We start from the raw sequence: 13218 nt of genomic DNA on the forward strand, positions 1-13218 counted from the left end.
GTTGCCCCGGATGGCCGATGCGACGGGGCGCACTGAGGTGCACTGGGTGCGCCCGGCGTGCTTCGGATGCGCCGCGGGTGCGCTCAGGTGCACCACCACAGGAAGCGGTCGCAGGACTTGACGGGCGAGGGGTCGGCCGTGGGCTCGGCCGTCGTCGGGGCGGCCGTGGGGCTGGTGGCGGGCGCGCTGGGCGGCGGGGCGGCGGGGCTCGTCGCCGTCGTGGCGGAAGACGCCGGAGCGGAGTCCCCCGGGGCGGAGCCCGACGTGGCCGGCGCCCCCGAGGCGCCGGTGTCCCGGGCGGAGGGAGAGCCGGAGTCCCGCGCGGAGGACGAGGCGGAGGCGGACGAGGAGGAGGCGGCGGACGAGGCGTCCGACGCCGTGGAGCCGGCCGCGCCCGGGGAGGCGGCGGAGGTGACGGCGCCCGGCCCGGCCGTGCGACCGGGCGCGGTGGAGGAGGCGCCGTCCGCCGAGGTGTCGCCGGCCGGGGTCCGGGTGTCGCCGGCGAACGGCGAGAAGGGCGCGTCCGTGCCGAGTTCGGCGAGGCTGAGCCCGCCGGCGGCGAGGACGAAGCCGGCCGCGACCAGCAGGACGCGGCGCCGGCGGCGCCGGTGCACGGCGGCCTTGCGGTCCCGCCGGCTCCCCGCGACGACCGGTCCGCCCGGCTCGCCCGAGTCGTACGACGACGATATGGACGACCGCCCGTCAGGCGGCGTGCCAGGCGGCGAGGGCGACGACTGGTCAGGGTGGTCCGCGTGGTCCTCGTACCCTCCGGAGATCCGCCGGCCCTCCTGCCCGTACCCCGCGTCCGGTCCGTGCCCCGCGTCCGGGCCGGCACCGGGCCCGGCCGGTGCCGTCGGGGTGGAGGCGAGGCGGTCGGCCGGGGTGCCGCACCCGGGGCAGGCCAGGGCGCCGTTCAGGTGCCGTCGGCACGGGGGGCAGTAGTCCATGACGCGGGAAGACTAGAGTCCGCGCGGGCCCGGTTCCAGGTGTGCTCGTGAAGGTTTGGTGCGGGACCGAAAGAGTTCTCGAAAGCCGTGCCGAAACCGTTACCTGTTCGACCCATTGACACCCCTGCCGCACCATCCTTACTGTCACGCCAGCATTTCGAACGCGTGACGAAATCTCGAACAGCTGAGGGGCAACAGCCGTGCGCATCACCGGAATCAGCACACACGTGGTCGGCACGCCGTGGCGCAACCTGACCTACGTCCAGGTGCACACCGACGAGGGGATCACGGGAGTCGGCGAGACCAGGATGCTCGGTCACACCGACGCGCTCATCGGCTACCTGCGGGAAGCAGAGGCCAACCACATTCTGGGGTCGGATCCGTTCGCCGTCGAGGACCTGGCGCGCCGGATGAAGTACGGCGACTACGGCCGCGCCGGCGAGATCGTCATGTCCGGCATCGCCGTCGTGGAGATGGCGTGCTGGGACATCAAGGGCAAGGCGCTGGGCGTACCGGTGTGGCAGCTGCTCGGCGGCAAGGTCACCGACAAGGTCAAGGCGTACGCCAACGGCTGGTACACCACCGAGCGGACCCCGGAGGCGTACCACAAGGCCGCGCAGGGCGTCATGGAGCGCGGCTACAAGGCGTTGAAGATCGACCCCTTCGGCACCGGCCACTTCGAGCTGGACCACCAGGAGACGCTGTACGCCGTCTCGCTCATCGAGGCCGTACGGGACGCCATCGGCCCCGACGCCGAGCTGATGCTGGAGATGCACGGCCGCTTCTCCCCCGCCACCGCCGTCCGGCTGGCCAAGGAGATGGCGCCCTTCAAGCCGGCCTGGCTGGAGGAGCCGGTGCCGCCGGAGAACCTCAAGGCGCTGGAGAAGGTCGCCGCCAAGGTCGACATCCCGGTCGCCACCGGTGAGCGCATCCACGACCGGATCGAGTTCCGCGAGCTGTTCGACAGCCAGGCCGTGGACATCATCCAGCCCGACGTCGGCCACATCGGCGGCATCTGGGAGACCCGGAAGCTGGCCGCGACCGCCGAGACGCACTACATGCTCGTCGCCCCGCACAACGTGGGCGGGTCCGTGCTCACCGCCGCCTCCCTCCAGGTCGGCTTCACCTCCCCGAACTTCAAGATTCTTGAGCACTTCAACGACTTCGCCGACGCGGAGATCAAGAAGGTGGTCAAGGGGGCGCCCCAGGTGGACCCGGAGGACGGCTGCTTCCACCTGTCCGACGCGCCGGGTCTCGGGGTCGAGCTGGACGTGGACGCGGCGGCCGAGTTCCCGCAGCAGCAGGCGCGGTTCGACCTGTGGGCCGAGGGCTGGGAGCAGCGTAAGCCGAAGGGCACCAAGTGAGTTCGCAGATCCTGGTCGAGGCACCGGGGGCGCACCGGGTGGAGACCCACACGCCGCGCGCGCCCGGGCCCGGCGAGGCGCTGGTCGCGGTGCACGCGGTCGGCATCTGCGGCAGCGACCGCGAGGTGTACCAGGGCAACCGGCCCGAAGGCTATGTGACGTACCCGCTCACCCCCGGCCACGAGTGGTCGGGGACGGTCTCGGCGGTGGGTGCCGGGGTGCCCGGCTCGCTCACCGGCCGCAAGGTGGTCGGCGAGGGCTTCCACAACTGCCAGGTCTGCGACCGCTGTCACGCGGGCGAGACCACGCTGTGCACGGCCGGGTACGAGGAGACCGGGTTCACCCGGCCCGGTGCCATGGCGGCCACGCTCACCCTGCCCGCCCGGCTGCTGCACGTCCTGCCGGACACCGCCGACCTCACCGCCGCCGCGCTGCTGGAGCCGGCCGCCTGTATCGCGGCCGCCGCGCTGAAGGCGAACGCCCGGCCGGGCGAGCGGGTCGCGGTGGTCGGCACGGGCACGCTCGGGATGCTCGCCGTGCAGTTCCTGGCGGCCGTCTCGCCGGCCGAGCTGCTGGTGGTGGGCACCCGGGGCGACCGGGAGCCGCTGTCCCGGCGGTTCGGGGCGAGCGACTTCCGGCTGCGGGACCAGGAGCTGCCCGAGGACATCGACGTGGTGATCGAGACCGCCGGGTCCGCGTCCGCCGCGCGCACCGCCGCCGGGCTGCTGCGGCGCGGCGGGCGGCTGGTCCTCACCGGCATCCCGGCGCCGGGCGCGGACGGGCTCGACCCGGCCGCCCTCGTCGTACGGCAGTTGGAGGTGCACACCGTCTTCGGGGCGCCGCCGGACGCCTGGTCGTATGCCGTGCGGGTGTTCGGCGCCGGGCTGCTGGACCCGCTGCCGCTGGTCACGCACGAGTTGCCGCTGACCGGGTTCCCGCAGGCCATCGAACTGGTGGGCGCCGGTGACCCGAAGGTGGGCAAGGTGCTGCTCCGCCCCTGACCGTACGCCGGCCGGGGCGGACCTGACGGCGCCCCGGCCGGTGTACTCCGGCGCTTTGCCCTCCCCTGAGCCGCGAACCTCGTCCGATATACCGAACACGAAGGACAGCTTGTGACCGACGCTTCCGCCCCGGCAGCCCGCAGGCCCGGCGAGCAGGTGCTCGCCGCACTCGGCCTCGGCGCGCCCGCCCTCGACCCCGCCGACGCCTCCGCCCACACCTTCCCCGGCGGCGGCCGCTGGCGCACCGAGATCCCCTCGTGCGAGGGTCCCGAAGCCCTGGCGGTCGTCCTCAAGGAGGCCTCGCGCCTGGATGTGCCGATCCACCGGATCAGCCAGGGCAGCGGTGTGTGGATGCTCACCGACGCCGAGATCACCGAGATGGTGGAGGCCGCCGGCGAACGCGACATCGAACTCTGCCTCTTCACCGGCCCGCGCGGCACCTGGGACATCGGCGGCTCGGTGCGGTCCGACTCGCGGGGGGCCGGACTGCGCGCCCGGGGCCACGACGCGGTCGCCGGCTGCTTGGAGGACGCCGTCCGGGCCACCGAACTCGGCGTCAAGTGCCTGCTCGTCGCGGACGAGGGCGTGCTGTGGACCCTGCACCGGGCGCGCACGGCCGGGATCATCCCGGCCGACACCACGCTGAAGGTCTCCGCGCTGATCGGCCCGGTCAACCCCGCCTCGTACGCCGTGTACGAGCGGCTGGGCGCGGACTCCGTCAACGTGCCCAGCGATCTGACGCTGGACCACCTCACCGAGATCCGGCGGGTGTCCGGCGCCCCGATGGACATGTACATCGAGGCGCCGGACGACCTCGGCGGCTACATCCGGATGTACGAGGTCGCCGAGCTGATCCGGCGCGGCGCGCCGCTCTACCTGAAGTTCGGCCTGTCCAAGGCGCCCGGCATCTACCCGTGGGGCACGCATCTGCGGGACCTGACGCTGGACACCGCCCGGGAGCGGGTGCGGCGCGGCCGGCTCGCCCTGGATTTGCTCGCCCGGCACGGCGCGGACGGTGACATGGCGCCGCTCGGCACCCGGCTGCCCGGGCCGCTCCACCGCTTCCCCGCCGAAGTGCCCGCTCCTCTCCCCGACCAGAACGACAAGGACTGATCCCCATGCCCCACCGCAGAACCGCACTCGCCGCGACCGCCATGGCCGCCTCCCTCGCGCTCGCCCTGTCCGCCTGCGGGCGGGACAGCGCGGGCGGCAGCGAGGAGAAGCCGGGTGACGTCAAGGGCGCCACCATCGGCATCGCCATGCCGACCAAGTCCTCCGAACGCTGGATCTCCGACGGCAAGAACGTCGTCAAGGACCTCGAGGCCAAGGGCTACAAGACGAAGCTGGTCTACGGCGAGGACGACCCGGACACCCAGGTCTCGCAGATCGAGAACCTGATCACGCAGGGCGTGAAGGGCCTGATCGTCGCGGCGATCGACAACAAGTCGCTGAACAACGTGCTCCAGGAGGCGGCGGACGCGCACATCCCCGTCATCTCCTACGACCGGCTGATCCTCGGCACCAAGAACGTCGACTACTACGCCTCGTTCGACAACGAGAAGGTCGGCACGCTCCAGGGCCAGTACATCGTGGACAAGCTGGGGCTGGGCAAGGGGGAGAAGGGCCCGTTCAACATCGAGCTGTTCGCCGGCTCCAACGACGACAACAACACCAAGTACTTCTTCGGCGGCGCCATGAAGGTGCTCCAGCCGTACATCGACAAGAAGCAGCTCGTGGTGAAGTCCGGGCAGACCCGGCTGAACCAGGTCACCACCCTGCGCTGGGACGGCACCACCGCGCAGAAGCGGATGGAGGACCTGCTCACCTCGTCGTACAAGAGCGGCCGGGTCGACGCGGTGCTCTCGCCGTACGACGGCATCTCCATCGGCATCCTGTCCGCGCTGAAGTCCGACGGCTACGGCTCGGCCGGCAAGCCGCTGCCGGTCCTCACCGGCCAGGACGCCGAGCTGGCCTCGGTGAAGTCGATCATCGCCGGGCAGCAGACGCAGACCGTCTACAAGGACCTGCGCAAGCTGGCGGAGATCGCCGCCACCATGATGGACGACTCCCTCAAGGGCAAGAAGCCGCAGGTCAACGACGCCAAGACCTACGACAACGGGGCCAAGGTCGTGCCCGCCTATCTGCTCCAGCCGGTGAGCGTCGACAAGAGCAACTACCGCAAGGTGCTGGTCGACGGCGGTTACTACACCGAGGCCGACCTGAAGTGACCCGCCCTTTTCCTACGGAGTGAAAGGCACGACCATGGCGGGACCCGTCCTGGAAATGCGCTCGATCGTCAAGACCTTTCCCGGTGTCAAGGCACTGGCGGACGTCACCCTGACCGTCCGGCAGGGCGAGGTCCACGCCATCTGCGGGGAGAACGGCGCCGGCAAGTCCACCCTGATGAAGGTGCTCTCCGGCGTCCACCCGTACGGCAGTTACGAGGGAGACATCCTCTTCGAGGGCGACCTCTGCCGGTTCCGGGACATCCGGGCGAGCGAGCAGCACGGCATCGTCATCATCCACCAGGAACTGGCGCTGGTGCCGCAGCTGTCCATCGCGGAGAACCTGTTCCTCGGCAACGAGCACGCCCGGCGCGGACGCATCGACTGGCGCGAGACCCTGCGCCACGCCACCGCGCTGCTGCGCCGGGTCGGTCTGGACGAGCACCCGGAGACCCGGGTGGCCGACATCGGCGTGGGCAAGCAGCAGCTCGTGGAGATCGCCAAGGCGCTGTCCAAGGAGGTGAAGCTGCTGATCCTCGACGAGCCGACGGCGGCTCTGAACGACGAGGACAGCGACAAGCTGCTCGGCCTGATCCTGGAGCTGAAGCACCAGGGCATCACCTCCATCATCATCTCCCACAAGCTGAACGAGATCCGCAAGGTCGCCGACTCGGTGACGATCATCCGGGACGGCCGGTCCATCGAGACCCTGGACGTGCGGGCGCCCGGGACCACCGAGGAGCGGATCATCGCCGGCATGGTCGGCCGCGACCTCGACCACCGCTTCCCCGAACGCACCCCGCACCAACCCGAGGAGGGCGCGGCACCGGCCCTGGAGATCCGCGGCTGGACCGTGTTCCACCCGGTCGACCAGGAGCGCAAGGTCGTGGACGACGTGTCCGTCCAGGTCCGCCGCGGGGAGATCGTCGGCATCGCGGGCCTGATGGGCGCCGGCCGCACCGAGCTGGCGATGAGCGTGTTCGGGCGGGCCTACGGCCGGTACGCGGGCGGCACGGTCCTCAAGGACGGCCGGGAGATCCGCACCAAGACCGTGGCGGAGGCCGTCCGGCACGGCATCGCCTACGTCACCGAGGACCGCAAGCACTACGGCCTGAACCTCATCGACACCATCAACCGGAACATCTCGCTGGCCGCGCTGCACAAGGTCGCCCGCCGGGGCGTGGTGGACGAGCACGCGGAACGGCGGGTCTCCGAGGGCTTCCGCACCTCCATGAACATCAAGGCGCCCACGGTGTTCGAGTCGGTGGGCAAGCTGTCGGGCGGCAACCAGCAGAAGGTCGTCCTCAGCAAGTGGATCTTCGCCGGGCCGGACGTGCTGATCCTCGACGAGCCGACCCGCGGCATCGACGTGGGCGCCAAGTACGAGATCTACACGGTCATCGACCGGCTGGCGGCCGAGGGCAAGGCGGTCGTCTTCATCTCCTCGGAACTGCCCGAACTGCTCGGCATGTGCGACCGCATCTACACGATGGCCGCCGGGCGGCTGACCGGTGAGGTGCCACGGTCCGAGGCCACGCAGGAAGTGCTGATGCGCCATATGACGAAAGACAAGGCGAAGGACGAAGAGGTAACACCATGAGCACGGATGTGACCGCCAAGAACCCGGCCCCCGCGCCGCCGGGCGGCAGCGGACCGGCCGCCGGCGGCGGACTGCTCGGCCTCGTGCTGACCGGTCTGCGCCGCAACATGCGCCAGTACGGCATGCTGATCGCGCTCGGCCTGATCGTGGCCCTCTTCGCGGTCTGGACCGACGGGGACCTGCTGCTGCCGCGCAACGTCTCCAACCTGGTGCTCCAGAACAGCTACATCCTGATCCTCGCGATCGGCATGATGCTGGTGATCATCGCCGGGCACATCGACCTGTCGGTCGGCTCGCTCACGGCGTTCACCGGGGCCTTCTCGGCCGTGCTGACCGTGCAGCACGGGGTGTCCTGGCCGGTCGCGCTGGTGCTGTGCCTGCTGGTGGGCGCCGTCGCGGGCGCCGTCCAGGGCTATCTGATCGCCTACCTCGGCATACCGTCCTTCATCGTCACCCTCGCCGGGATGCTGATCTTCCGCGGTCTGACCGAGATCCTGCTCAAGGGCCAGACGCTCGGCCCGTTCCCGGAGGGCCTGCAGAAGATCGGCAACGGCTTCCTGCCCGAGGCCGGTCCGAACACCAACTACCACAACCTCACCCTGCTGCTCGGACTCGTCCTGATCGCGGCCGTGGTGTGGCAGGAGTTCCAGAACCGCCGGCGCCAGCAGGAGTTCTCCCTGCACGTCGTCCCGGTCCGGCTGTTCCTGCTGAAGCTGACGGCCATGGTGGCGGCGATCCTCGTCCTCACCCTGCTGCTCGCCAGCTACAAGGGCGCCCCGATCGTGCTGATCATCCTGGGCGCGCTGGTCGTCGGCTACGGCTACGTCATGCGCAACGCGGTCTTCGGCCGGCACGTCTACGCCATCGGCGGCAACCTCCCGGCGGCCAAGCTGTCCGGTGTGAAGGACAAGCGGGTCACCTTCTACGTCTTCCTCAACATGGGCGTGCTCGCGGCCCTGGCGGGTCTGGTGGTCGCCGCCCGGCTGAACGCGGCCTCGCCGAAGGCGGGCGTCAACTTCGAACTGGAGGCGATCGCCTCCTCGTTCATCGGCGGCGCGTCCATGAGCGGCGGTGTCGGCACCGTCCTCGGCGCCATCATCGGCGGTCTCGTCCTCGGCGTGCTGAACAACGGCATGAACCTCCTCAGCGTCGGCACCGAGTGGCAGCAGGTCATCAAGGGCCTGGCCCTGCTGCTGGCGGTCGGGTTCGACGTGTGGAACAAGCGCAAGTCCGGTTCGTAGAGCGTCCAGGAAACGGAGCCGCACCCATGGAACTGAACAGACGCACGGTCATCGCGGGAGCCGCGGCGGCGGGACTCGCCGCCACCGCCCTCGGCGGTACGGCCGAGGCCGCTTCCCGCCGGGGGCCGGTCCGGGAACCCTTCGGCACGCTCGCCGACGGCACGAAGGTCCACCGCTGGTCGCTGGAGAACGGCGGCACCCGGCTGAAGGTGCTGGAGTACGGCGGTGTGGTCCAGCGGCTGGAGCTGCCCGACCGGCACGGCCGGTACGCCAACGTGGTCGCCGGCTTCGCCGACCTCGCCGACTACACGGCGAAGAGCCCCTACTTCGGGGCCCTGATCGGCCGGTACGGCAACCGCATCGGCAAGGGCCGCTTCACCCTGGACGGCACGGCCTACCAGCTGTCCGTGAACGACGGCGACAACAGCCTGCACGGCGGCGCCCAGGGCTTCGACAAGCGCGTGTGGCAGGCCGAGCCGTTCACCCACGGCACGGACGTCGGCCTGCGCCTGCACTACACCAGCGCCGACGGCGAGATGGGCTACCCGGGCACGCTGCGCGCGACGGTGACGTACACCCTGACCCGGCACGGCCAGTGGCGCATCGACTACACGGCCACCACCGACAAGGCCACCATCGTCAACCTCACCAGCCACGTCTACTGGAACCTGGCCGGCGAGGGCAGCGGCACCATCGAGGACCACGAACTGTCGATCGCCGCGTCCCGCTACACGCCCACCGACTCCGGTCTGATCCCCACCGGTGAGCTGGCCCCGGTCGCGGGCACGCCGTTCGACTTCCGGCGCGCCAAGCCGATCGGCCGGGACCTGCGGGCCGGCCACGAGCAACTGGTGGCGGCCAAGGGCTACGACCACAACTGGGTGCTGGACAAGGGGACCACGGCCGGGCCCGAGCACATCGCGACGCTGCGCGACCCGCGCTCCGGCCGCACCCTGGAGATCGCCACCGACCGGCCGGGACTGCAGTTCTACTCCGGCAACTTCCTCGACGGGACGCTCACCGGCACCGGTGGCCGCACCTACCGGCAGGGCGACGCCCTGTGCCTGGAGACGCAGTCCTTCCCGGACTCGCCGAACCACCCGCAGTTCCCGTCGACGGTGCTCCGGCCGGGGCAGACGTACCGGACGACGACGCTCCACACGTTCGGCGCGTGAGACCGCCCGCCGCACCGGCGGGCTGAACACCGCGGCCGTCACCTCCGTATCCCAGGGCGGCCCGTGCTCCCCCGCACGGGCCGCCCCGAACGGAGGTCCCCTTGGCCGGCAGCGTCACCTCGTTGTTCCGCGGCGGCACCGCGCACCGCCTCCCCCGGGCGGCGCCGGCGCGGGAGGACGGCGACGGGAGCGGGCCGGTGGACTTCCGCGTCCCGGGCAACCCGTACTTCCCCACGCCCGCCCTGTTCGAGGAACTGGCGGGCCGGCTGCGCGAGATCGTCACCTGCCGCCCGGACGACACCGGTACCGTCACCGGTGAGCTGTGCTCGCTGCTGGGCCTGCCGCCGGGGTGCGTGGCCCTGGGCAACGGCTGCACCGAGCTGATCACCTGGATCGACCACCTCCTCGTCCGCCGGTCCCTGGCCGTCCCGGTCCCCTCCTTCGGCCGCTGGGCCGGCCAGGCGATGGGGACGGGCAAGCGGGTCGACATGTTCCCGCTCCAGGAGGCGAACGGCTTCGGCCTGGACCTCGCCCGGTACGCCGCTTTCCTGCGCGCCCGCGGCACCCGGGCGGCCGTGCTCTGCAACCCGAACGACCCCGACGGCGGCTTCCTGCGCCGCCGTCAGGTGGTGCGCTTCCTGGACGCCATGGCGGACCTGGACCTGGTGGTCGTCGACGAGTCGTTCCTGGAGTTCGCCGACGCCGAGGACGAGCCGAGCGTCGTCCGGGAGGCCGTACTCCGCCCCAATGTCGTCGTCCTGCGCAGCCTGGGCGAGAACCTCGGCCTGCACGGCGTCCGCTTCGGCTACCTCGCCGCCAACCCGGCGCTCGCCGGGCAGGTCCGCTCGATGCTGCCGGAGGGGAACCTCAACTCCTTCGCCGGGCCCGTGGTGGCGATGCTGAGGGAGCACGGGGCCGAGTACGCGCACAGCCTGACGCGGGTCCGCGGCGACCGCCGGGACATGACGGGCCGGCTGTCCGCGCTGCCCGGCCTCACCGTCTACCCCTCCCAGGGCAACTTCCTCTTCGTGCGCCTGCCCGTGGGCGCCGAGGGCCCGGTGGTCCGCGACCGGCTGCTCGCCGAGCACCGCGTCCTGGTCCGCGAGTGCGGCGACACGCTCGGTTCCTCCAGCCGCTTCCTGCGGCTCGCGGTGCGCCCCGGGGCCGACGTGCGCCGCCTGGTGTCCGGCCTGGGACAGGTGCTCTACGGGTCCGCGGGAAAGGCCGCCGCAGCCGCGCCGGGCACCGGCTACAGCTCGGGCACGGCGGCGGTGGACCGGCTGGTCGGCGAGACCGACGGGGCCGGGCTGCGGCTCCCCCCGACCGGTCCCGCCCCGTCCACCGGCACCGGCGCGCCGCTCCCCGCCGAGGTGCCCCCCGCGCCCGTGCCCCCGGCGGCCGGCGGGACGCCCCTGCCCGCGGCCCGGCCGTCTCCCGCACCGGCCTGCCCGCCGCTCGCCCCGGTCCCCCTGCCACCGCCGCCTGCGGTGGCCGCGGCCCCCACGCCGCCCGGGGTGCCGGCCCGGGGCGGGCTCACCGCCGCCCAGGTCCGCGGCAGGACGGCCCCGGCCCCCGCTCCGGCCCCCGCGACGGGCTGGCCCGGCGCCCGGAGCTGGCCGGACACGGCCGGCCCGAGCCGGGCGGCCGGCTGAGGAACGCTCCGGACGGGCGGCCGAGGAACGCTCCCGGCCCGTGGCCGGGGCACGGTCCGGGCGGGCGGGCGGGGACGGTCCGGCGCGGACTCGGGCCGAAGCGGTCTCCGGGCTCGCTCAGTAGGCCACCGGCCAGCCCGTCGACCAGTCCAGCAGGTTGACGCCCAGCTTCGGGGTGCCGCCGTCGCCGCCGTCGTAGTAGTGGTAGACGATCAGGTCGCCGTCGCTGTCGTGCAGGACGGACTGCCCGCCGGGTCCGATGACGCTGCCGTGGGACTCCAGGACCGGCGTGCCGCCGTTGTCCGTCAGGGCCACGCCGTTCTTGTCGCGGTACGGGCCGGTGACGGAGGAGGACCGGCCGACCTTCACCTTGTACGTCGAGCCGGTGCCCTGGCAGCAGACGTCGTAGGAGGCGAAGAGGTAGTAGTAGCCGCCCCGCTTGACGAGGTACGGCGCCTCGACCGCCTTGCTGCCGGTGGGCCGGGAGGCGAGCGAGTAGCGGGTGGTGTCGCCGGCGTAGCCCTTCCCGGTGGACGGGTCGATGCGGATCATCTTGATCCCGGACCACCAGCTGCCGAAGGTCAGCCACCACGTGCCGTCGTCGTCCACGAAGAGGTTCGGGTCGATGGCGTTGTAGTCGCTGGCGGAGGTGGAGGTGTAGACGACGCCGTAGTCGGTCCAGGAGCCGGGCAGTCCGGTCGTCGAGCCGGCCAGTCCGATCGCGGAGGTGTTCTCCCCGAACCGGGAGACGGCGTAGTACATCAGGTACTTCCCACCGTGGTACGAGATGTCCGGCGCCCACGCCTCGGACGCGTACGAGGACCACCAGGCCGGCTTGACCGTGAACGCGTCGGCCCCGGCGGTGAAGGAGACGCGGTCGGTGGAGGTCTTGTAGGCGAGGCCGCCGCCGGTGCCGTAGAGCAGGTAGCGGCCGGCGGAGGTGCGGATCATCGTCGGGTCGTGGACGACGACGCTGCCGGTGACCCTGCCCGGACCGGGGTACGCGGAGGCGGTGCCCGGGACGAGGGCGAGCAGGACGGCGGCGGGGACGGCGAGGAGTGCGGTGCGCTTCATTGCGGGCTCCCTCGATCTGGGTCGGTCCGAACGGTGGAAAGCGCCGAGTCTGTACGAGATTTCGGACAGTGCTCGTGACTTCGGACGGACCGTAGGAGCGAACGGTTCACCAGTCAACGGTTCTCACACGAACTCACCGGCGTCCCCGCCCACGGCGGCCGGCGTTCAGCCGCCCTGGACACCCGTGGGGAGCAGGGCGTTCAGGGAGGTGGCCGGGTTGCCCGCCTCCAGCGAGCCGAGGAGACCCGCCAGCAGCGCCGCACCGGGCGCGCCGGTGGACGGGACGGGCGGCGGGGCGGCGGCTTCGGCGGCCTCGGCGGCGGGGGCGGCGGCCAGCAGCGCGGCGGCCAGGACGGAGACACGGGCGAGCTTCTTGATCATGCTCGCCTTAACGACCGGCGCCCGCCGGGGGCACGCGCCGGTCCCCCGGCCGGCCGAGCACCGCCCGCCGAGCGCCGCCCGCCGGGGCTCGCTACGGGTTCTCCCAGGCCGCGGGCTCCGCCGCCAGGGCCCGGACCGGTCCGGGCAGCGCGTCCGCCGCGAGATCGGCGAGGGTGACGCCCTCCAGGATGCGGCGGACGTTCGCCCGCAGGGCGATCCACAGGGGCAGCAGCGGCCGGGCCGTGCCCGTGTAGGCGAGGCCGGTGGGGCGTTCGCCGCGCACCGACACGATGGGACCGTCGACGGCCCGGATGACGTCCGCCACGGTGACCGAGGGCGCCGGCCGCGCCAGCCGGTAGCCGCCGCCCCCGCCACGCCGGCTGTCCACGATCCCGGCCCGCCTGAGGTCGCCCAGGATGCCTTCCAGGAACTTGTGCGGGATGTCCTGCGCGGCGGCGATTTCCTCTGCCTTCACCGGGCCGTTACCCTGCCGTACGGCCAGCTCCAGTACCGCCCGTACCGCGTAATCCGCCCGTGCCGAGATCCTCATGGGTCCAT

At 72.1% G+C, this 13218-nt stretch carries 12 protein-coding genes; 8 read left to right on the plus strand and 4 right to left on the minus strand.

The window, feature by feature from the left end; all coding sequences use genetic code 11:
* Positions 1–83: 83 nt before the first annotated feature.
* Entirely contained in the window at positions 84–947 is an 864-nt protein-coding gene (locus ACH4OA_RS03345) for a hypothetical protein (RefSeq protein ID WP_397967420.1), read from the minus strand.
* Between the two features lie 200 nt (positions 948–1147).
* Here ACH4OA_RS03345 and ACH4OA_RS03350 point away from each other — a divergent pair, with 200 nt between their 5' ends.
* The 8 genes from ACH4OA_RS03350 (at position 1148) to ACH4OA_RS03385 (ending at position 11205) form a co-directional block, all read left to right on the plus strand.
* Positions 1148–2311, plus strand: coding sequence for a mandelate racemase/muconate lactonizing enzyme family protein (locus tag ACH4OA_RS03350; RefSeq protein ID WP_397942334.1), 1164 nt, complete (start codon positions 1148–1150; stop codon positions 2309–2311).
* Positions 2308–3312, plus strand: a complete 1005-nt coding sequence (locus ACH4OA_RS03355) for an alcohol dehydrogenase catalytic domain-containing protein (protein ID WP_365874293.1) — start codon at positions 2308–2310, stop codon at positions 3310–3312. The genes ACH4OA_RS03350 and ACH4OA_RS03355 overlap by 4 nt, the downstream gene beginning before the upstream one ends.
* Positions 3313–3423: 111 nt before the next feature.
* Positions 3424–4425 (plus strand): hypothetical protein, encoded by a 1002-nt coding sequence (locus tag ACH4OA_RS03360; RefSeq protein ID WP_397942330.1) that lies wholly within the window; start codon positions 3424–3426, stop codon positions 4423–4425.
* A gap of 5 nt (positions 4426–4430) precedes the next feature.
* Complete coding sequence (chvE, locus tag ACH4OA_RS03365) at positions 4431–5540, plus strand: multiple monosaccharide ABC transporter substrate-binding protein (RefSeq protein WP_397967422.1); 1110 nt, start codon at positions 4431–4433, stop codon at positions 5538–5540.
* Between the two features lie 34 nt (positions 5541–5574).
* Entirely contained in the window at positions 5575–7137 is a 1563-nt protein-coding gene (gene mmsA / locus ACH4OA_RS03370) for a multiple monosaccharide ABC transporter ATP-binding protein (RefSeq protein WP_397967425.1), read from the plus strand.
* Entirely contained in the window at positions 7134–8378 is a 1245-nt protein-coding gene (gene mmsB / locus ACH4OA_RS03375; protein WP_365874301.1) for a multiple monosaccharide ABC transporter permease, read from the plus strand. Before mmsA ends, mmsB begins: the two co-directional genes overlap by 4 nt.
* 26 nt (positions 8379–8404) lie before the next feature.
* Positions 8405–9553 carry an aldose epimerase family protein gene (locus ACH4OA_RS03380; RefSeq protein ID WP_397942328.1) on the plus strand — a complete coding sequence of 383 codons (1149 nt, stop codon included), beginning with the start codon at positions 8405–8407 and terminating at the stop codon, positions 9551–9553.
* Between the two features lie 101 nt (positions 9554–9654).
* The gene (locus tag ACH4OA_RS03385) at positions 9655–11205 is read left to right on the plus strand and encodes a pyridoxal phosphate-dependent aminotransferase (RefSeq protein WP_397967427.1); all 1551 of its coding nucleotides are present in this window, start codon (positions 9655–9657) and stop codon (positions 11203–11205) included.
* Positions 11206–11322: 117 nt separating this feature from the next.
* Here the strand turns inward: ACH4OA_RS03385 and ACH4OA_RS03390 are convergent, their stop codons facing one another.
* From ACH4OA_RS03390 to ACH4OA_RS03400, 3 genes are all read right to left on the minus strand, one after another.
* Positions 11323–12279, minus strand: a complete 957-nt coding sequence (locus tag ACH4OA_RS03390; protein ID WP_397942325.1) for an arabinan endo-1,5-alpha-L-arabinosidase — start codon at positions 12277–12279, stop codon at positions 11323–11325.
* Positions 12280–12444: 165 nt separating this feature from the next.
* On the minus strand, positions 12445–12660 hold the full coding sequence (locus ACH4OA_RS03395; RefSeq protein WP_397942323.1) for a hypothetical protein: 216 nt from the start codon (positions 12658–12660) through the stop codon (positions 12445–12447).
* A 91-nt stretch (positions 12661–12751) separates the two neighbouring features.
* Positions 12752–13210: an Rrf2 family transcriptional regulator gene (locus tag ACH4OA_RS03400; protein ID WP_365874311.1), complete on the minus strand. Its 459-nt coding sequence runs from the start codon at positions 13208–13210 to the stop codon at positions 12752–12754.
* Between the last annotated feature and the right edge of the window lie 8 nt (positions 13211–13218).

It is taken from the genome of Streptomyces sp. NPDC017095, from assembly GCF_044332325.1.
GTDB lineage: Bacteria > Actinomycetota > Actinomycetes > Streptomycetales > Streptomycetaceae > Streptomyces.

What these genes read in the sequence shown, in the direction of transcription:
- ACH4OA_RS03345 (WP_397967420.1), bottom strand. Translation starts at nt 947, where the DNA reads ATGGACTACTGCCCCCCGTGCCGACGGCACCTGAACGGCGCCCTGGCC.
- chvE (WP_397967422.1), top strand. Translation starts at nt 4,431, where the DNA reads ATGCCCCACCGCAGAACCGCACTCGCCGCGACCGCCATGGCCGCCTCC.
- mmsA (WP_397967425.1), top strand. Translation starts at nt 5,575, where the DNA reads ATGGCGGGACCCGTCCTGGAAATGCGCTCGATCGTCAAGACCTTTCCC.
- mmsB (WP_365874301.1), top strand. Translation starts at nt 7,134, where the DNA reads ATGAGCACGGATGTGACCGCCAAGAACCCGGCCCCCGCGCCGCCGGGC.
- ACH4OA_RS03380 (WP_397942328.1), top strand. Translation starts at nt 8,405, where the DNA reads ATGGAACTGAACAGACGCACGGTCATCGCGGGAGCCGCGGCGGCGGGA.
- ACH4OA_RS03390 (WP_397942325.1), bottom strand. Translation starts at nt 12,279, where the DNA reads ATGAAGCGCACCGCACTCCTCGCCGTCCCCGCCGCCGTCCTGCTCGCC.
- ACH4OA_RS03395 (WP_397942323.1), bottom strand. Translation starts at nt 12,660, where the DNA reads ATGATCAAGAAGCTCGCCCGTGTCTCCGTCCTGGCCGCCGCGCTGCTG.
- ACH4OA_RS03400 (WP_365874311.1), bottom strand. Translation starts at nt 13,210, where the DNA reads ATGAGGATCTCGGCACGGGCGGATTACGCGGTACGGGCGGTACTGGAG.